This is a genomic window from Bradyrhizobium pachyrhizi (genome assembly GCF_001189245.1).
Taxonomy (GTDB): Bacteria; Pseudomonadota; Alphaproteobacteria; order Rhizobiales; family Xanthobacteraceae; genus Bradyrhizobium; species Bradyrhizobium pachyrhizi.
This window is the reverse complement of sequence record NZ_LFIQ01000114.1, coordinates 129657-146110: the sequence shown is the minus strand read 5'-3', so window position 1 is coordinate 146110 and position 16454 is coordinate 129657. Positions and strand designations below refer to the sequence as shown.

23 protein-coding genes are annotated in these 16454 nt (G+C 64.9%); 13 read left to right on the top strand and 10 right to left on the bottom strand.

Translation table 11 applies throughout. From position 1 onward, the window contains the following. Positions 1 to 2: 2 nt before the first annotated feature. The gene (locus AKL29_RS43470; RefSeq protein WP_167350431.1) at positions 3 to 152 is read right to left on the bottom strand and encodes a hypothetical protein; all 150 of its coding nucleotides are present in this window, start codon (positions 150 to 152) and stop codon (positions 3 to 5) included. Positions 153 to 198: 46 nt separating this feature from the next. After that, entirely contained in the window at positions 199 to 1713 is a 1515-nt protein-coding gene (pdxR, locus tag AKL29_RS29820; RefSeq protein WP_050386617.1) for a MocR-like pyridoxine biosynthesis transcription factor PdxR, read from the bottom strand. A gap of 106 nt (positions 1714 to 1819) precedes the next feature. Here pdxR and AKL29_RS29815 point away from each other — a divergent pair, with 106 nt between their 5' ends. Both AKL29_RS29815 and AKL29_RS29810 read left to right on the top strand, forming a co-directional pair. Next, entirely contained in the window at positions 1820 to 2512 is a 693-nt protein-coding gene (locus AKL29_RS29815; protein WP_430648901.1) for a pyridoxamine 5'-phosphate oxidase family protein, read from the top strand. A 54-nt stretch (positions 2513 to 2566) separates the two neighbouring features. Continuing rightward, positions 2567 to 3844 carry an ArgE/DapE family deacylase gene (locus AKL29_RS29810; RefSeq protein WP_028332334.1) on the top strand — a complete coding sequence of 426 codons (1278 nt, stop codon included), beginning with the start codon at positions 2567 to 2569 and terminating at the stop codon, positions 3842 to 3844. A 195-nt stretch (positions 3845 to 4039) separates the two neighbouring features. On the opposite strand, the gene AKL29_RS29805 is transcribed toward AKL29_RS29810, so the two are convergent. After that, positions 4040 to 4825, bottom strand: coding sequence for a cobalamin-binding protein (locus AKL29_RS29805; protein WP_050386615.1), 786 nt, complete (start codon positions 4823 to 4825; stop codon positions 4040 to 4042). A gap of 148 nt (positions 4826 to 4973) precedes the next feature. On the opposite strand from AKL29_RS29805, the gene AKL29_RS29800 reads away from it, so the two are divergent. Both AKL29_RS29800 and AKL29_RS29795 read left to right on the top strand, forming a co-directional pair. Then, positions 4974 to 5372, top strand: a complete 399-nt coding sequence (locus AKL29_RS29800; RefSeq protein ID WP_028332332.1) for a PaaI family thioesterase — start codon at positions 4974 to 4976, stop codon at positions 5370 to 5372. A gap of 139 nt (positions 5373 to 5511) precedes the next feature. Then, positions 5512 to 6135, top strand: coding sequence for a GNAT family N-acetyltransferase (locus tag AKL29_RS29795; protein ID WP_050386614.1), 624 nt, complete (start codon positions 5512 to 5514; stop codon positions 6133 to 6135). A 136-nt stretch (positions 6136 to 6271) separates the two neighbouring features. Here AKL29_RS29795 and AKL29_RS29790 read toward each other — a convergent pair whose 3' ends face one another. From AKL29_RS29790 to AKL29_RS29780, 3 genes are all read right to left on the bottom strand, one after another. Beyond that, the gene (locus tag AKL29_RS29790; protein WP_016843036.1) at positions 6272 to 6580 is read right to left on the bottom strand and encodes a hypothetical protein; all 309 of its coding nucleotides are present in this window, start codon (positions 6578 to 6580) and stop codon (positions 6272 to 6274) included. Positions 6581 to 6669: 89 nt separating this feature from the next. Then, positions 6670 to 6969 carry a putative quinol monooxygenase gene (locus AKL29_RS29785; RefSeq protein WP_050386613.1) on the bottom strand — a complete coding sequence of 100 codons (300 nt, stop codon included), beginning with the start codon at positions 6967 to 6969 and terminating at the stop codon, positions 6670 to 6672. 107 nt (positions 6970 to 7076) lie between these two features. Then, positions 7077 to 7760 (bottom strand): DUF2161 domain-containing phosphodiesterase, encoded by a 684-nt coding sequence (locus tag AKL29_RS29780; RefSeq protein WP_050386757.1) that lies wholly within the window; start codon positions 7758 to 7760, stop codon positions 7077 to 7079. 133 nt (positions 7761 to 7893) lie between these two features. Here AKL29_RS29780 and AKL29_RS29775 point away from each other — a divergent pair, with 133 nt between their 5' ends. Beyond that, the gene (locus tag AKL29_RS29775; RefSeq protein WP_035634127.1) at positions 7894 to 8238 is read left to right on the top strand and encodes a GrlR family regulatory protein; all 345 of its coding nucleotides are present in this window, start codon (positions 7894 to 7896) and stop codon (positions 8236 to 8238) included. Here AKL29_RS29775 and fabG read toward each other — a convergent pair. Further along, positions 8235 to 8915, bottom strand: a complete 681-nt coding sequence (gene fabG / locus AKL29_RS29770) for a 3-oxoacyl-ACP reductase FabG (RefSeq protein WP_028332327.1) — start codon at positions 8913 to 8915, stop codon at positions 8235 to 8237. The two genes, AKL29_RS29775 and fabG, sit on opposite strands and share 4 nt — an antisense overlap. Before the next feature lie 125 nt (positions 8916 to 9040). On the opposite strand from fabG, the gene AKL29_RS29765 reads away from it, so the two are divergent. After that, entirely contained in the window at positions 9041 to 9730 is a 690-nt protein-coding gene (locus AKL29_RS29765; protein ID WP_050386612.1) for an SGNH/GDSL hydrolase family protein, read from the top strand. A 134-nt stretch (positions 9731 to 9864) separates the two neighbouring features. After that, positions 9865 to 10071, top strand: a complete 207-nt coding sequence (locus tag AKL29_RS29760; RefSeq protein ID WP_035634033.1) for a hypothetical protein — start codon at positions 9865 to 9867, stop codon at positions 10069 to 10071. Positions 10072 to 10143: 72 nt separating this feature from the next. On the opposite strand, the gene AKL29_RS29755 is transcribed toward AKL29_RS29760, so the two are convergent. Next, positions 10144 to 10887 carry a tyrosine-protein phosphatase gene (locus tag AKL29_RS29755; RefSeq protein WP_050386611.1) on the bottom strand — a complete coding sequence of 248 codons (744 nt, stop codon included), beginning with the start codon at positions 10885 to 10887 and terminating at the stop codon, positions 10144 to 10146. Between the two features lie 85 nt (positions 10888 to 10972). On the opposite strand from AKL29_RS29755, the gene AKL29_RS29750 reads away from it, so the two are divergent. Next, positions 10973 to 11284: an MliC family protein gene (locus AKL29_RS29750; protein ID WP_028332324.1), complete on the top strand. Its 312-nt coding sequence runs from the start codon at positions 10973 to 10975 to the stop codon at positions 11282 to 11284. An 86-nt stretch (positions 11285 to 11370) separates the two neighbouring features. On the opposite strand, the gene AKL29_RS29745 is transcribed toward AKL29_RS29750, so the two are convergent. Further along, complete coding sequence (locus AKL29_RS29745; protein WP_050386610.1) at positions 11371 to 11583, bottom strand: DUF2735 domain-containing protein; 213 nt, start codon at positions 11581 to 11583, stop codon at positions 11371 to 11373. Between the two features lie 538 nt (positions 11584 to 12121). Between AKL29_RS29745 and AKL29_RS29740 the strand changes: the two genes are divergently transcribed. The 5 genes from AKL29_RS29740 to AKL29_RS42365 all read left to right on the top strand — a co-directional run bounded on the left by AKL29_RS29740 (position 12122) and on the right by AKL29_RS42365 (position 15815). Continuing rightward, the gene (locus tag AKL29_RS29740) at positions 12122 to 13156 is read left to right on the top strand and encodes a glutamine synthetase beta-grasp domain-containing protein (RefSeq protein WP_024581543.1); all 1035 of its coding nucleotides are present in this window, start codon (positions 12122 to 12124) and stop codon (positions 13154 to 13156) included. Between the two features lie 198 nt (positions 13157 to 13354). Further along, a complete protein-coding gene (locus tag AKL29_RS29735) occupies positions 13355 to 14059 on the top strand; it encodes a hypothetical protein (RefSeq protein WP_050386609.1) in 705 nt (234 codons plus the stop codon). 5 nt (positions 14060 to 14064) lie between these two features. Beyond that, positions 14065 to 14751, top strand: coding sequence for a substrate-binding domain-containing protein (locus AKL29_RS29730; RefSeq protein WP_050386608.1), 687 nt, complete (start codon positions 14065 to 14067; stop codon positions 14749 to 14751). Between the two features lie 32 nt (positions 14752 to 14783). Next, positions 14784 to 15602, top strand: coding sequence for a tetratricopeptide repeat protein (locus tag AKL29_RS29725; RefSeq protein WP_050386756.1), 819 nt, complete (start codon positions 14784 to 14786; stop codon positions 15600 to 15602). Positions 15603 to 15665: 63 nt separating this feature from the next. Further along, positions 15666 to 15815, top strand: coding sequence for a hypothetical protein (locus tag AKL29_RS42365; protein WP_092086355.1), 150 nt, complete (start codon positions 15666 to 15668; stop codon positions 15813 to 15815). A gap of 16 nt (positions 15816 to 15831) precedes the next feature. On the opposite strand, the gene AKL29_RS29720 is transcribed toward AKL29_RS42365, so the two are convergent. Next, positions 15832 to 16449, bottom strand: a complete 618-nt coding sequence (locus AKL29_RS29720) for an Isoquinoline 1-oxidoreductase subunit (protein WP_082190759.1) — start codon at positions 16447 to 16449, stop codon at positions 15832 to 15834. Positions 16450 to 16454 lie beyond the last annotated feature (5 nt).

Here is a 16454-nt window from a genome sequence, read left to right as displayed (position 1 = left end):
CTTCACTTGTTCTGGATCTTGAGCCCGTCGGGGCCGACATTGATCTGAAGGCCTTCGGGCTGCTTGTTCGCCTGATAAAGATTGTAGCCGAGCATGCCTGCGATCACGACCAGCGCGGCGATCACGAGATACAGGACGTTGCGATTTGGCATCCGGTATCTCCGTAAGCGGACACTGACTGAACGCGGGCGACCTTAGTCAGGTGACTGCGATTCTCCTAGAGCGCTGCGGCTTGGCGGATGGCTTGACCGATGTCTTGCGCGTCGCGCGCAGCGCGGCGAGCGTAGTCTTCGCCAGTCGTTCCGCCGACGCGACGAGTTGCGGAACCGGATGGCCGGAAAATCCCAGCACGAAGCCGGGCAGTGGCGGTGCGCGATGATAGGTCTCGGCGAGCAGCCAGCCGCCGACGCCGGCATTAGCCTTTGCCTGCGCGGCAATCAGCGGATCGGTCGCGGGATCGAGCCGCGCCACTAGGTGAAGGCCCTGCGAGGGCACGGGAACCGTGAGCTCGCCCTCCGATGCATTGGCAAGCGTCGACGCCAGGACGTCGCGCGCCTCGCGATAGAGTTTGCGCGATTTGCGCAAGTTGGCCGCGAACGCGCCGGAGTTCAGCATGTCGGCGACCGCGCCTTCCATCAAAGTGGCGGGAAAGCGGTCGAGCGCGGCGCGCGCCGCCGTCACCGGGCCGATCAAGGCTTCGGGCAGGGCGCAATAGCCGATCCGCAATCCGGGAAACAGCGTCTTCGCAAACGTGCCCATGTAGATCACGCGGCGCAGATGATCGATGCCGGCGAGCGACAACAGCGGCGCGCCGTCGTAGCGGAACTCGCTGTCGTAGTCGTCCTCGAACACGAAAGCGCCGGCGTCCCGTGCCCAGTCGAGCAGCTCGAGCCGGCGCGGCATCGACATCTGCACGCCGAGCGGAAACTGGTGCGAGGGCGTGACATAGGCGGCGCGCGCTTGCGGCGCGGACGCTCGCCCCTTGTCGATGCGCATGCCCGACATGTCGACCGGCACCGACACCGGACGATAGCCGCAATGCTCGATCGCGCGCCGCGCCGCCGGATAGCCGGGGTCTTCGCACCAGACCTGGTCGCCGGGCTTGAGGATCGCCCCGAGCACGATGCGCAGGGCATGCAGCGTGCCGGACGCCAGCATGATTTGGTCGGGGTCGCAGCGCAGCCCGCGCGCCGACAGAAGATGGTCCGATATCGCCGCGCGCAGCTCGCTACTGCCGCGGGGATCGCCGTAATGCAGATGCTCGGACCCGAACGCGCGCAGCCTGCGGCCGGCAAAGGCGCGGAAGCGCTGCAGCGCGCGCTCGTCGATATGCGTGCAGCCGAGCGACAGCGCATTGTGCTGTGGCGGCTCGATCGCGATCCTTGCGCGGCGCGGCGCGGCGACCTGCGCCGGAATGCGCGCCGCGACGAAGGTTCCGGAGCCCGTGGTTGCCACCGCAAAGCCGTCGGCGATCAGCCGCTCATAGGCCGTGGTGACGGCGTTGCGGCGGAAGCCGGTCTGCTTGGCGAGCGCGCGCGACGGCGGCAGCGGCTCGCCCGGCTTGACGAGGCCGCCGACGATCGCGTGGCACAGCGCCTGATAAAGCCGCTGCTGCGAAGCCGCGCCGGGAGTGACGTGCGGGCCGGCGAGGTCGAGCGGCACCTCGGCCTTGCGCGCCGTGGGCTCCCGGGAATTGGTCGGAATTTTTCGCATGGAATTGGTACTATCGCAGACCAAATGAGCCGCTACAACTCTGGACAGATTCCAGATTTCGAAAGGCACCACCGTGACCGAAGGCGCATCCGCTCCGTCCTACCCCATGTCGTCCCGCAACCGGGTGAAGCGCCGCCACGACCGCGGTTTCTACGACCACGTCACCGTGCACAAGATCCTCGACGCCTCGATGCTGTGCCACGTCTCCTACGTGATCGACGGCCAGCCATATTGCACGCCGACCTTCTTCTGGCGCGAGGGCACCAGGCTCTACTGGCACGGCTCGAGCGCGAGCCGGATGCTGGAGAACCAGTTCGAAGGGCAACGCGTGTGCCTGACGGTCGCCCATCTCGACAGCCTGGTGCTGGCGCGCTGCGGCTTCAACCACTCGGCCGACTATCGCGCGGTGATGGCGTTCGGGTCAGCCTATCTCGTCACCGATCCCGCAGAGAAGGAACGCGCGATCGTCGCGATGGTCGACCGTTTCTTTCCCGAGCGCACCGCGAGCCTGCGTGCCAGCAACAAGCAGGAGATCAAGGCGACCTCGTTCATCGCGATGGAGATCGAGGAGGCCTCGGCAAAAATTCGCGCCAAGGGCGTCGCCGACGATGACGAGGATTACGAGTTGCCGATCTATGCCGAGCGCATTCCGGTGCGCACCGTGCTCGGCGCGCCCGAGCCGTGTCCGCGGCTGCTCGACGGCGTGACGCGGCCGAAGACGCTCGATGGTTATTCGGAGGGCCGGCTGCTCGAAGATGCATTGCGGGATGCTTATTTTGCGCAATACAAGGCGGAGTGAAATCGGGCTACGTTGCGGCTCCCGCCTGATCTGTTTTCCCGATGGAGCCAAAGCATGACTGCCGAGACGCAACAACGAATCCTTGCCGCCGTTGACGAGGGATTCGATGCGCAGCTTGCGACGACGCAGGCCTTTGTCGCGATCCCCTCGACCCGCGGCGCCGAGGGGCCGTGCCAGGACATGATCGGCGATCTCCTGCGCGAGCGCGGCTACGAGGTCGACGACTGGCACATCAATCTCGACGAACTGAAGGACCTGCGCGGCTTCGGCCCGATCGAGCATGATTTCTCGAAGGCGCGCACGGTGGTCGGCACCTACCGTCCGGCCACCAATGCCGGCAAATCGCTGATCCTGCAGGGCCACTGCGACGTCGTGCCGACCGGTCCGCTCGAGATGTGGGAGACGCCGCCGTTCTCGCCCGTCATCAAGGACGGCAGGATGTACGGCCGCGGCGCCTGCGACATGAAGTCAGGCACCATCGCCGCGCTCTATGCGCTGGATGCGATCAGGAAGGCCGGCCTGAAGCCGACGGCGCGGATTCACTTCCAGTCCGTCATCGAGGAGGAGAGCACCGGCGTCGGCGCGCTCTCGACCTTGCAGCGCGGCTATCGCGCCGATGCATGCTTCATCCCGGAGCCGACCAACGGCACGATGATCCGCTCGCAGGTCGGCGTGATCTGGTTCCGCCTGAAGGTGCGCGGTTTCCCGGTGCATGTGTTCGAGGCCGGCGCGGGCTCGAACGCGATCATGGCGGCGTATCATCTGGTGCACGCGCTGGAGCAGCTCGAGATCGCCTGGAACGAGCGCGCCAAGGCCGACCGCCATTTCAAGGACGTCAATCACCCGATCAATTTCAATCCGGGTATCATCAAGGGCGGCGACTGGGCCTCCAGCGTGCCGGCCTGGTGCGACGTCGACTGCCGCATCGCGGTCTTGCCGGGCTGGTCGATCGCCGAGTGCCAGAAGGAGATTTTGGCTTGCGTGTCGGCGGCGGCGCGCGATCATCGCTTCCTCTCCAACAATCCGCCGCAGGTCGAATGGTCGGGCTTCCTGTCGGAAGGCTACGAGCTGGTGAACTCCGAGGCACCGGAAGCCGCCTTCGCCAAGGCGCACGAAGTCGTCTATGGCGGCGCGGTGGAAGACCGCGCCTTCACCGCGTTGACCGATACGCGCTTCTACGGCCTCAACCACAACATCCCGAGCCTCTGCTTCGGCGCCAGTGGCGCGGCGATGCACGGCTTCAACGAATATGTCGAGCTGGAGTCGCTGCGGAAAGCGACCAAGGCGATGGCGCTGTTCATCGCGGAATGGTGCGGCGTGGAGAAGGCGTAGCCACAGTCTGCGCCCCTCACTCAGTATTGCGCGCGATAGCGCAACAAATCCGGCGTCGTCCCGGTGAAGGCCGGGACCCATACTCCGCAGCGGATGTTGTGATCGGGACTCGTCCTTGCAGCGCTGCAGATCAATCAAGATTTGTGGTTATGGGTTCCGGCTCCGTGCGCAATCGGCCAGGACGACGCTGAAGGCTCAACGCTCTGCCCACAACGCCTTCACGATCGCATCGAGCCCATCGGTCAACGCCGCGGGGCCGGGCTGCAGGATGATGGGCGACTTGATCTCGACGATGCGGTCGTTGCGCACCGCCGGGATGTCGCGCCAGCCCTCACGCTTGCGGATGCGGTCGGGCACGACCTTCTTGCCGCACCAGGACGCCAGGATCACGTCGGGCATCGCCACGCGCACGGCGTCAGGCGTGACGATGCGATCCTTGGCCGCCTGGTGCGCGCGCAGATGCGGCAGCGCATCGGTGCCGCCGGCGATCTCGATCAGTTCGGACACCCAGCCGATGCCGCTGATCAGCGGATCGTCCCATTCCTCGAAATAGACCTTTGGCCGCGGTGCCGCACGCGGCGTTGCCGCGATCGTCGCCAGCCGTTGTTCGAGGTTTTGCGCGAGCTGATCGGCGCGGTCGGCGGCACCGACCATTGCGCCCAAGGTTCGGATCATCGCGAGGATGCCGGCGACGTCGCGCTGGTTGAAGACGTGGACGGCGACGCCGGCGCGCACGAGATCGGCAATGATGTCGGCTTGCAGATCGGAGAAGGCGAGCACCAGATCGGGGTCGAGCGCGAGGATTTTTGGCATGTCGGCCGAGATGAACGCCGAAACGCGCGGCTTCTCGCGGCGGACCTGCGGTGGCCGCACCGCATAGCCGGAGACGCCGACGATGCGGTCCTGCTCGCCGAGCAGATAGAGCGTCTCGACCGTCTCTTCGGTCAGGCAGACGATCCGGCGGGGAGGGAAGTTGCGCATATCAGGCGGTATGCAGGCTCGGAGGCATATTGTCACTGATGTCATGACGTCATTCGCGCCATTACCTCAGACGTCATTGCCGGGCCCGCTCGGGCAATCCATCATGCCGATACCAACCTCGAAGAAGGCCACAAAGCAGGGAGTGCCCATGACGCCGCTCGAAAAGATCCAGTCGATGAAGATGCCGTTTGCGGAACTGAAGGGCGTTACCTTCATCGAGGCCGATCAGGACCGGGTGGTCGCGAAAATGGTGGTGCGGCCGGACCTCTGCACCCTTCGCAACACGATCCATGGCGGCGCGGTGATGGCCTTCGCGGACTCGGTCGGCGCCGCTGCGACCGTGATCAACCTGCCTGAGGACGCCAAGGGCACCACGACGCTGGAGAGCAAGACCAACTTCATCGGCGGCGCCAAGGAGGGGACGACCGTGATTGCGACCGCAACACCGGTTCACCGCGGGCGGCGGACCCAGGTGTGGCAGACCAGGCTGGAGACCGAAGACGGCAAGCTGGTCGCGGTGGTGACCCAGACACAGCTGGTACTATGATGGGGCGATAATGTGATTTGCCAATCACCGCATGCCTTAATTGAATGAATCTCAACGCTTGAATTTTATGGTGCGTCGCACAATATAGGAGTTGCTAGGGACTCGACGCCTCCTCGAGGGCTACCAAGAGGAGTATGAAATGAACTATGATTCCATTCGTCCGACGCCCGCCAAGGGCACCGTGCGGACGTTGAGCCAGCAGGAAGAGCTTCCTCTGCTGCGCGATCACCTGCTGCGGCTGGATCGCGCCAGCCGTCATGATCGTTTTCATGGCTTCATCGACGACAGTTTCATCCGCCGCTACGCCGAGCGCTGCGCCAATGACGGCACGGTCATCATCGCCTACTTCGAGGATGGCGTGGTCCGCGGCGCGGCCGAGTTGCATCCGCCGGAGCAATCACCGGATGCCCAGCCCGAGATCGCCTTCAGCGTCGAGCGGTCGGCGCGGCGGAAGGGCGTCGGCAGCACCCTGTTCCGCAAGCTGATCGCCGAGGCGCACGCCAAGGGATACGGCAGCCTGCGCATCACCACCGGCGCACAGAACGATGCTATGCGGGCGCTCGCCACCAAGTTCGGTGCCCAACTGACCTTCCGTCATGGCGAGTCGACCGGCAGCATAGACCTGACCGAGCAGCAGCAGCCCGAAGCGGCGCCGGCTGTCGCCGCGGTGACGCCGGTCGAGGCTGCGCGCGCGATCGTCGACATGAACCGCGCTTATTGGCGCATGGTGATGCAGATCTCCGGCTGGGGCCGGGCGGCCTGAGTCGGTAGCGTTTCCAAGCGAAGTGGATACCGCTTCGCGTGAGGGAAACGCGTCGAGCAAGAATCTCGGATCAAACGAAAAAGGGCAATCCACTCAATGGATTGCCCTTTTTCTTTCAGCAATTGGATGGTACGTCTCAGGTGCCGGTGCGCTTGTCGGTCGCAAAGCGGCGAACCACGCGGCGCTCGACTACCACGGAGCGCTGCGCGCCCTGTTCGCCGGCGATGACGCGGGTTGCCGTGCCGGTGCGGGCACTGACGCGCGCGGTCTTCTTCACCTCTGCGAGCACATCGTCATAAGGCAGCCCCATCAGGGCCGACGCGATCTCGGCCTGGGCCTCCACGTCATCGGTGATGCCGATGGCGGCGAAGATTGCTTCTTCCAGCGTCGGCGGATCATGCCGCACGCGCCGGGTGCCATACTTGGTATTCCAGTCTCCGCTCATCGCCGCCTCATCATTGAATCGCGGGAGATACGTAAGGTCCCCAATGTTGCATTGCAATATGAATGTGAGATGGCAATCCAGCCATGCAGCTAGAGTCTCTCAATCTTGTGAGCGTCATAAAGTTCGATGGTGGTCGCCGCGGCCGCGAGAGATTGCAGCAAACGGACGAAATCGCGTGACGCGGGGACCGCGAAATGCGCCGCCAGCGCGGCGCGGTCGGCCCATTGCTCGAAGAACACCAGTCTGAGCGGATTCTCGCAGTCGACATGGACTGCGTGGGAGATGCAGCCGGGCTCGGAGCGAGAGCGATGCACGTGCTCGAGGCTCAGCCGCCGTGCCTCGTCGAACGAGTCGGGGCGGGCGGTGACGCTGCCGGTGACGACGATCATGATATCCCCCTCCAATGCGCGATGAAGCCAAGTCATCATCGCGCCTTAGGTTCTTGTTTGAGCGTGATCTTTTCGGAAAACCGCTTCGCACTTTTCCGGATCATGCCCTACGGGATGGCTTCTGCCCCGGATGCACTCATCTGTTGCTGCGGCCAGCGCTTCAGCGCGGCGCGACCGGCATCGGTCAGCACATAGATGCCGCGCTCGGCGCGATCGAACCAGCCATAGACATTATGCAGCAGGATCTTGCCGGCGTCGGGAATATCCGCGCGGAGGTCGCGCACCCGCCGCGGCCCATCCGAAAGCGCACAGGCGCAGGCCAGCGCCTGCTGCCGGTAGGCGGTCATGATCGGCGCCCGCGTCGATCCGCCCATTGCGGGATCGCCCTTGCGTTTCCGGTGCTCGGCGATCAGCCGTGAACGCTTCTTCGGATTGCGGCGCGGCGCCGCGGTCGGCGGCGGCACCAGCACCTCGACGTCGCCGCGATCGGTGACGCCGAGCATGCCGAAGCCGAGCCGCCGGCACAGATTGCGATAGCGCGCGTCGCTCTCGCGGCCCTTGCCGCGGGCCGACACCTTTGCCGCGATCCAGACCTCGTCGGCGGCGCCGGCGCGATCGACCGCCTGCAGGATCAGTTCGAGATTGAAGGCGAGCTTGAGTTCACCGATCACGACGACCGGTGGATCATCGCCGCTCAGCGCCACGAGATCGCAGCCGCCGATCTCGCCCTTCACCGTGAAGCCGAGCTTTTCCAGGAAGCGTTTGACGGGCAGATAAAGCGTGGTTTCCAACAGGCAGGCTCCTGCGGCATCGGCCGCGACTCGGTGCGCCAGCATAGCGCGGAATTGCGCCCGCCGAGGCGGATGGAATTTGCTCAAGGCACGGCCGAGCGGCTATGGTCGGAACCGGGACCAGGCGCAGCTCATGATCCGGAACGGGCTCTATCACATCACTGTCGAATTTCTCGACGGCGTCTCTGGCGGCAACCAGGGCGTCATGGTGCTGCGCGACGGACAGATGCGCGGCGGCGACTCGTTTTTCTTTGCCTACGGCAGCTACACCGCAGCCGACGGCAAGTGGAAGGGCGAGGTCACCAACGAGGAGCATTCGCCGACCTATGGCGAGCGCCCGGTGTGGGAACGCAAGGTGGTCACGATCGGATTTACCGGCACCTATACCGACCAGACCGCCGAAGGTGACGGCATGGCGCTCGCCGGCAAGCAGAGCATCCGCTTCAGGTCGAAGCTGCGGCTGCTGGTTGCGGACTAAACCCGCCCGTTCACCGGCAGCAGCGCGCCGGTGACGGCGCTCGCGGCGTCGCTGGCGAGGAACAGGATCACGTCGGCGAGCTCCTTCGGCGTCACCCATTTGGAGATGTCGGCCTTCGGCATCGCGGCGCGGTTGGCGGCGGTGTCGATGATCGAGGGCAGCACCGCGTTGACCGTGACCTTGCCCTTGAGTTCCGCGGCGAGCGACTCGGTAAGGCGATGCACGCCGGCCTTCGAGGCAGCGTAGGGACCCATGCCGGAGGCGGCCTGCAAGGCACCGAGCGCGCCGATATTGATGATCCGGCCGGCGCCCGATTTGGTGAGATGCGGGATGGCGGCGCGCGAGGTGTTGAGCGCCGTCATCACGTTCATCGCATACATGCGCTGCCAGGTCGCCGGATCGCCGTCGCCGACCGCCTCGAAGGTAAAGCCGCCGGCGATGTTGATCAGCCCATCGAGCCGGCCGAAATGCGCGGCCGCCTTGTCGATCGCGGCGGTCGCCTGCGCAGTGTCGGTGAGGTCGACACCGCCCAGCTCGATATGGTCGGCCGTCGCCGCAAGCGTTGACGCGGCATGATCGATGCCGGCGACGCGCGCGCCGCGCGCCAGCGCCTCCGTGGCGACCACTTTGCCAAGCGCGCCGAGGGCGCCCGTGATGACGATGGCTTTTCCGTGCATGGCGGTCTCCGCATTCGCGAGCAAACGAATGCCCACTATGATCAGGCGGAATTCATTTGCAATGCCGCCAATTTCGCCGCCTACTGCGCGTATTTATCAATTCATTCGCCTCAAGGATGTTTGCTATGCCGACGCCCAGATCGTGCGAAACCCATCTCGATGTCGTCAGGTTCGGACACAAGCTGCCGCACTTCGCGGATGCGCTCCGGCATCAGCGCAAGATCAAGCTGGTGGCGCTCGGATCGTCCTCGACCGCGGGCGCCGACAACATCCTGCCGTTCCCGCCGCGGCTCGAGATGCTGCTGCGGCAACGCTTCTTCGGCCGGATGATCGACGTGATCAATCGCGGGATCGGCGGGCAGGAGGCGCCGGAGGAATATTCGCGCATCGAGTCCGACGTGACGGCTGAGGCGCCGGTGCTGGTGATCTGGCAGGTCGGCACCAACGCCGTCTACAAGAGCTACAATCCGGCCGAGGTGCGCGCGACGCTGGAGGCGGGGCTCGACGTGCTCGCAGCGCTTCCGCTTGACGTGGTCGTGATGGATTCCCAGTACACGCAGGCGATCGTCGGCACGGAAGCTGCGCTCAATCTCGCCAACGTGATAATGCCGATGATCGCCGAAGTAGCTGCAAGCAAGAAGGTGAATCTGTTCAGCCGGTTCGCGCTGATGAAGCACTGGACCGATGACGGGATTCCACTCGCCGAGCTCGACGATGGCGGGCAGCTTCATACCAGCGAATGGGCGACCAATTGCGTGACCCAGTCGCTGTTCGGCGCGATCGACGACGCATTGAAGCCGGAGGCGATCACGTAAGCCCAACAACGTCGGCCCGACTACGTAAGACTACGGGGTAGGGCCTGTTGGATAAAATTTGCAGCAGTTCTGTAAGTCGTTCGCAGAACCCTTTCCGTAGAAGCGGAACTCCAGCCAAGGCAGGGGTTATGCGAATGGGAAATCTTCCGGATCACGGTTTACCGCTCGTTCAGCTTAAGGAGCAGCGGCGCGATCTCGTGGTGGCGCTGCAAAACCGCAAGGGACCAGTGGGCAGCTGGGAATTGATGCAGATCGCCGCGATCCAGCAGGCGATCTCGGCGTTCGAGGATGTGATTGCCGACCTCGATGCGGAGCTCGAGCTCGAGGCCGCAGCGGCCTGAGCTTTTTTAGTTCAGCCGCGTTTTCTTCACGCGAACCGGTGTGCACGTCGCTCGAAAAGTCGGGCGAACTGATCAGGCCCGCAGATAGCGGCCTTCGAGCGCCTTGCGCTCGGCCTGGCCGAGCCCTAGGCCTTCGTGGAAATAACCGTCGAGGCTGCCATAGTCGGCATCGATCGCCTCGAATGCAGCCTCCAGAAATGCCGCGCGCACGGTGCCGAGCACCTGCTTGACGTCGTCAGGCAGCTCGGTGCTGTGGGCCGGGTCGCGCTTGTAGAACTGATTGGTCAGGAGATAGTCGTCCGCGATCACCTGCTCGGACACGCCGAGTGCGTGCAGGATCAGCGCGCAGGCAAAGCCGGTGCGATCCTTGCCGGCGGTGCAGTGGATCACGAGCGGCGCCCGGTCTTCCAATAGATGAGCAAACAGCGTGCGGTAGCGCGCCGTGTTGTCCTGCACATAACCCCGGTAGGAGTCCCGCATCACGTCGATCGCATCGGCTTCCGAGATCTGACGGTTGCTGGCGATCTCGCGCAGCGAAGCCACTACGGTCGGCTCGACCGGGAGTGAATGCACGGTGACGTCGCTCATGCCGCACAGCGCCTCGGCGCGCTCGGCGACGCCGCGGAAATCGAACGCGCTCCTGACCCCGAGCGAGCGCACCACGGCAACGTCCTGCTCGGTGAGGTGCGCAAGATGGTTGGAGCGGAAGATCTGGCGCCAGCGCACCGTCCGCCCGTCGCGCGTCTGGTAGCCGCCAAGGTCGCGAAAATTGCTGGCGCCGGCGAGATTGAGATGACGGGCAGGGGCTTCGGACATCGGGCGGGCCTGTTGCAGCTGATGAGGTCTTGGCGCAGGAATAGCGGCGCAGACAGGTCTATAACCGGCCCGTTGGGGGGAGAATATGACTTATCGCGGGGGCGCCATTGTCATCGGCGCAATTCTTTTCGAGCTCTTTGGTTCCTCGAACGTGTCGGCGCAGTCCGCCTTCCGGAATTATCATTGCGCTGACGGCACGCAGTTCATTGCCGGGTTCTTCAACGGGGATACGCGCGCGCATCTGCAACTCGACGGCAAGGCGGTGACGCTGAAGAAGCGCCTGTCGCTGACTGGCACGCGCTACAAGGGCGGCGGGGTCACGCTCGAGATCAGCCGGGCCGGGCTTGCCAGGCTCCGGCATGCGAGGCGGCCGGCGACGGCCTGCGAGCTGGCATAAAAAAGGGCCGAAACGCTCGCGTTCCGACCCTTGTTATTCTGCTGCTGTCTGACGTTTTTGCGTCGCGCCCCTCGATCGCATCTGCATCAGTGATCGCGGCCTGGCTTGGCGTCGTCGATGGCCGCCTGATGGTACCAGCTCTCGCTGCAGGCCGAGGTCTCGACCTCAGCGGCGAGTTCGAGCGCGGTCCGCGCCTCGCCGTAGCGGCGTCCGCCGAGAGCCGCGCGGCCTCCTGCCGGGAATTGATAGATTGTTGCCGATCCCTGGATCGGTCCTTGGTTTTGGCCCGTGGTGATCATGTCAAAGTCTCCTTTGGCCGGAGCGAGCCTCCATGGTGCGCCCGACTCATTCGCGTGTGGTTACCGTGTTTTCGATATCGGCCCGGGCTGGGCGGGGTGCAAGTGACCAAGAAATAGTCATTGTTTGGTCAATTCGTGGGCAGATTCGGGTTTGCTTCCTGTGAGGCAGGGTGCAGCTGACCAACGCTTGAGCCGCGACGATGGTTGCGGGGCGCCCGACCGCTGGACGCGAACTGTCACATGGTGCTGCCGCCGCATTAAGCGGCAGGCGATGCCGTAGCCAAATTTGCTGCAGAAACGGGCGGTGGAGGGCGCCGGGAGAAGATTTTGACTGAGCGCGCGCATGCCAGCCGCGCTGCTATGTCGCAGAAAAAAATGCGATCTCCGCTGTGGACATCCGCGGCCGGGCGGCCGCCGCAGTGCAGCGACTGGCATTTTAATTGCTTAGTAAGAGCCGGCCGATGGTGGCCGGGTACGCGTGCGGCGGCCGACTGGCTTTCGGTTCCTCACGGTTTTGCATCATCAACAGAGAGGTTCAATGACCAAGTACAAGCTCGAGTATATCTGGCTCGACGGATATACGCCGACGCCGAGCCTGCGCGGTAAGACGCAGATCAAGGAATTCGCGTCGTTCCCGACCCTCGAACAGCTTCCGCTGTGGGGTTTTGACGGTTCGTCCACCCAGCAAGCTGAAGGCCACAGCTCTGACTGCGTGCTGAAGCCGGTCGCCTGCTATCCCGACGCCGCGCGCGAGAACGGCGTGCTTGTGATGTGCGAAGTCATGATGCCCGACGGCAAGACGCCGCATGTCTCGAACAAGCGCGCCACCGTTCTGGATGACGAAGGCGCCTGGTTCGGCTTCGAGCAGGAATACTTCTTCTACAAAGACGGCCGTCCGCTCGGCTTTCCGGAAGAGGGTTATCCGGCGCCGCAGGGCCCGTACTACACCGGCGTCGGCTACAAGAACGTCGGCAGCGTCGCCCGCAAGATCGTCGAAGAGCATCTCAATCTCTGCCTCGCCGCCGGCATCAACCACGAAGGCATCAACGCCGAAGTGGCGAAGGGCCAGTGGGAATTCCAGATCTTCGGCAAGGGCTCCAAGACCGCCGCTGACCAGATGTGGATGGCCCGCTACCTGATGCTGCGCCTCACCGAGAGCTACGGCATCGATATCGAATTCCATTGCAAGCCGCTCGGCGACACCGACTGGAACGGCTCGGGCATGCACGCCAACTTCTCGACCAAGTACATGCGCGAAGTCGGCGGCAAGGAGTACTTCGAGAGCCTGATGAAGGCCTTCGACAAGAACCTGATGGATCACATCGCCGTCTACGGCCCGGACAACGACAAGCGCCTGACCGGCAAGCACGAGACCGCGCCCTGGAACAAGTTCAGCTACGGCGTGGCTGACCGTGGTGCCTCGATCCGCGTGCCGCACTCGTTCGTCAACAACGGCTACAAGGGCTATCTGGAAGATCGCCGCCCGAACTCGCAAGGCGACCCCTACCAGATCGCTTCGCAGATCCTGAAGACGATCTCCGAGGTTCCGACCGGCGCCAAGGCTGCGGCTTAAGTGGCTGCGGGCTAAGCTGCTATCGGACCCGGATGGAGCCATCCGGTACCGCAAATCAGGTCCGCCAGGGCGACAGCCTTGGCGGACCTTCGCTATTTAGCGATACCCTTTGCAGGTGGCGTTCCGCCGAAACCGGTTTCGCTGCGTTATGAACCGCGCTAGATAACGGGTGCATGTTGGCTGCCGGGGACGCGGCGCTTGTTTGAGGGGTTTTACAAGGTCCGGTTCGAACTCGGCGGCGCCGTCGGCCGCAGCGTGATGTATGTCGGCGACGGCAAGATGTTGGGCGGCAACTCGGCGTTCGCCCATATCGGCACCTACGAGAAAGCCGGCGACGAGGTGGCAGTCGAGATCCAGACCGTCCGCCACAATCCCGATCCGACCTACCGCGCGATGGCCGGTACCGATGATGCCACGCTGATTGCCAAAGGCCGGCCGGACGGCGAACTCTATCGCTTCAGGGGCGAGCTGAAGGAACTGCCCGGCGTGCCGTTCCAGTCGGTGATGACGCCGATCACCGGGGAGGACATCCCGATCGCCGGCGGGGTCGGCGAGGGTGGCGTCATCAACGGGCTCTATTCGATCCGCATCCGCGTGCTCGATGGGGTCGACGGCGGCCTCACCGGCGTGATGCTGCTGAACAATGGCCGCATCCTTGGCGGCGACGCCTTCTTCTACTATCTCGGCACCTACACCTCCGAGAAAGGCCGCTGGAAGGGCCAGATTCTCAATCAGGAGCACACTTCGGCGATGGGCGAGAATCCGATCTTTGGCGGCCACGAGGTCGGCATCGGCTTTGCAGGCACTTGCGACGCCGATGGCGCCGTGCTGGAGGCGACCGCGCTTGCCGGCAAGCGCAGCCTGCGCCTTACGGCCGCGCTCAAGCTGATGCGGCGGGCATAGGCCATATGGGCAATTCGGTTCGCGTTCTTTCGACGCTGGCGCTGAAGGGCGCGGTCGTGCGGCTAGCCGCCTCCTATCAGGCGGCGAGCGGCGTTGCGATCGACGCCGATTTCGCCCCGACGCTGGCACTGCTCGAGCGCCTGCGCGGCGGCGAGGCCGCTGATCTCGTGATCCTGACCCGCGAGGGTCTTGACGAGACGATCGGCGAGGGCCGCGTTGCGCGGGAGAGCGCAGTGGATCTTGCGCGCTCCTATGTCGGCGTCGCGATGAAGGCGGGAGCCGCGCATCCCGACATCGCGACTGAAGCCGCGTTGCGTGCGGCGCTGCTCGGAGCGAGCGCGGTGGCCTATTCGCGGCTCGGCGCCAGCGGCATCCTGTTCGCGCAGCTGATCGAGCGTCTCGGCATTGTGGAGGCGATCAACGCGCGGGCGGTGATCGTTCCGAGCGGATTCACCGCGGAAAAGCTCGTCAGCGGCGACGCCGACCTTGCAATCCAGCAGATCAGCGAGTTGAAGCAGATCGAGGGCATCGAGGTCGTCGGGCCGATTCCGCTGGATTTGCAGGTTCCGGCGGTGTTCTCCGCCGGCCGCATGGCAGCGTCGCAGCGCGCAGCGGCCGCCGATGATCTGCTGCGCTATCTGTCGTCGGCTGACGTCGCGCCGGTGCTGCGCGAGACCGGGCTCGAGCCATGAATTCGCCCGCACCGCGACGCAACCTGCTTGTCATGTTCAAACCACTTCACGCGATTGTCTTTGCTGCGGCGCTGGCCGCGCCCGTGGTTGCCCACGCGCAATCGGCCGACCTCGTTCTGTGCGACCGGCTCGCCGCCGATCCCACCGATCCCGACAAGCCGGCCGACGTGAAGGGCGTGGGCGAGATCGCGTCGGCCGACATCGCGACCGCGATCAAGTACTGCGCGGTGGCGGCAAGATCGTCGCGCCGGGCGATGTACGAGCTCGGCCGGGCCTATGCCGCCAACCGGCAGACCGCGGAAGCCGCAAGCGCCTGGCGCAAGGCCGCCGACAAGGGCTCGACGTCGGCGATGGTCGAGCTCGGCGTGCTCTACGGCAACGGCACCGGCGTTGCCAAGGACGAAGCGCAGGCGCGCAAATTGTTCGAGCGCGCGGCGCAGGCCGGCAACGCGCGCGGCGTCAGCAACCTTGCGGCGCTCGGCGGCGGGGCGGCGGCTGATCCGGCACGCGCGCGCGAATTGCTTGCCAGGTCCGCCGAGACCAATGCCGAAGCGCAGTACCAGCTCGGCATGATGCTGGCCGAAGGCAAGGGCGGCGCGCAGGACGATGCCGGCGCGCGGGCGCTGTTCGAGAAGGCCGCCGCGCAGAACCATCCGGGCGCGCTGGAGCGGCTGGGCGCCTTCGCGCAGGCCGGTCGCGGCGGGCCGAAGGATAGCGATGCCGCAAAAGCCTATTACGAGCGGGCGGCGGCGCTCGGCGATGAGGATGCCAAGAAGGCGCTGGAGCGGGCCCGCTGTCCCTACGTCATCAAGGACAAGCGCGGCAATCCCGTGACCAATCTGTGCTTCTAAGCAAACTGGAACGCTCGCCGCGGCATGTCGTTGACATGCGAAAGGCATTGGCGAGACGTTGCGATGATCCGCAAACTAAGTTCCGGCGAGTACCGGCTGTATTCCCGCAAGGTCAATCCGAAGACCGGCAAGCGGCGCAATCTCGGCACCTTCAAGTCGCGCGCTGCGGCGGAGAAGCACGAGCGCGACGTGCAGTATTTCAAGCGCCACTAGTTCGGACGTTGCGCGACTAGGGCGCTGGGCAGGCCGCGCCGGTCTTCACCCAGGCCTCGACCAGCGCGCCGGCCTGCGCCTGCGTGCCGGGTGCCGGTGCGCGGCCGAAGCCGGGATGCCAGGCCCAGCCCACCAGCGTGTCCTTGCCGATATGCTCGATCAGCTCCTCGACCTTGCGGCCGCCATTCCGCGCGGGGTCGCGGATTTGTGCGCAGATCTCGCCGACGGTCTTGCCGGCCCATGCCATCTCGCGCGGCGCAAGGTGCCATTCCGGGTGGCCCGGCACCCGACCGGGATCGAAATTGGCGTGCTGGTGACAGATCGAGCAGCGCATGGCGTCGTTGCCGTGGCCGTCGGCACCGCGCGTCACCGGCGGCTGATGCATGCGGCTGACATCGCCCTGCCGCGGGCTGTCGCCGGCGGGATGGCAGTTGGTGCAGCGCGGATGCGTCAATACCTTGCCGAGTTCGGTGAAGATCGCCGCCGAGCGCTGCTCGACGTTCTCGATGCCGGCAAAGCTTTCCGGCGAGGCGAGGGCGTGGCTCGCGCTTTCCGACGCCGCGTAGCCTGCGCACAGGCTGGTCGCGAGCGCCGTCAGCACTGCAACGATCCGAAACCGCATTTCCGATGGCATTGCTT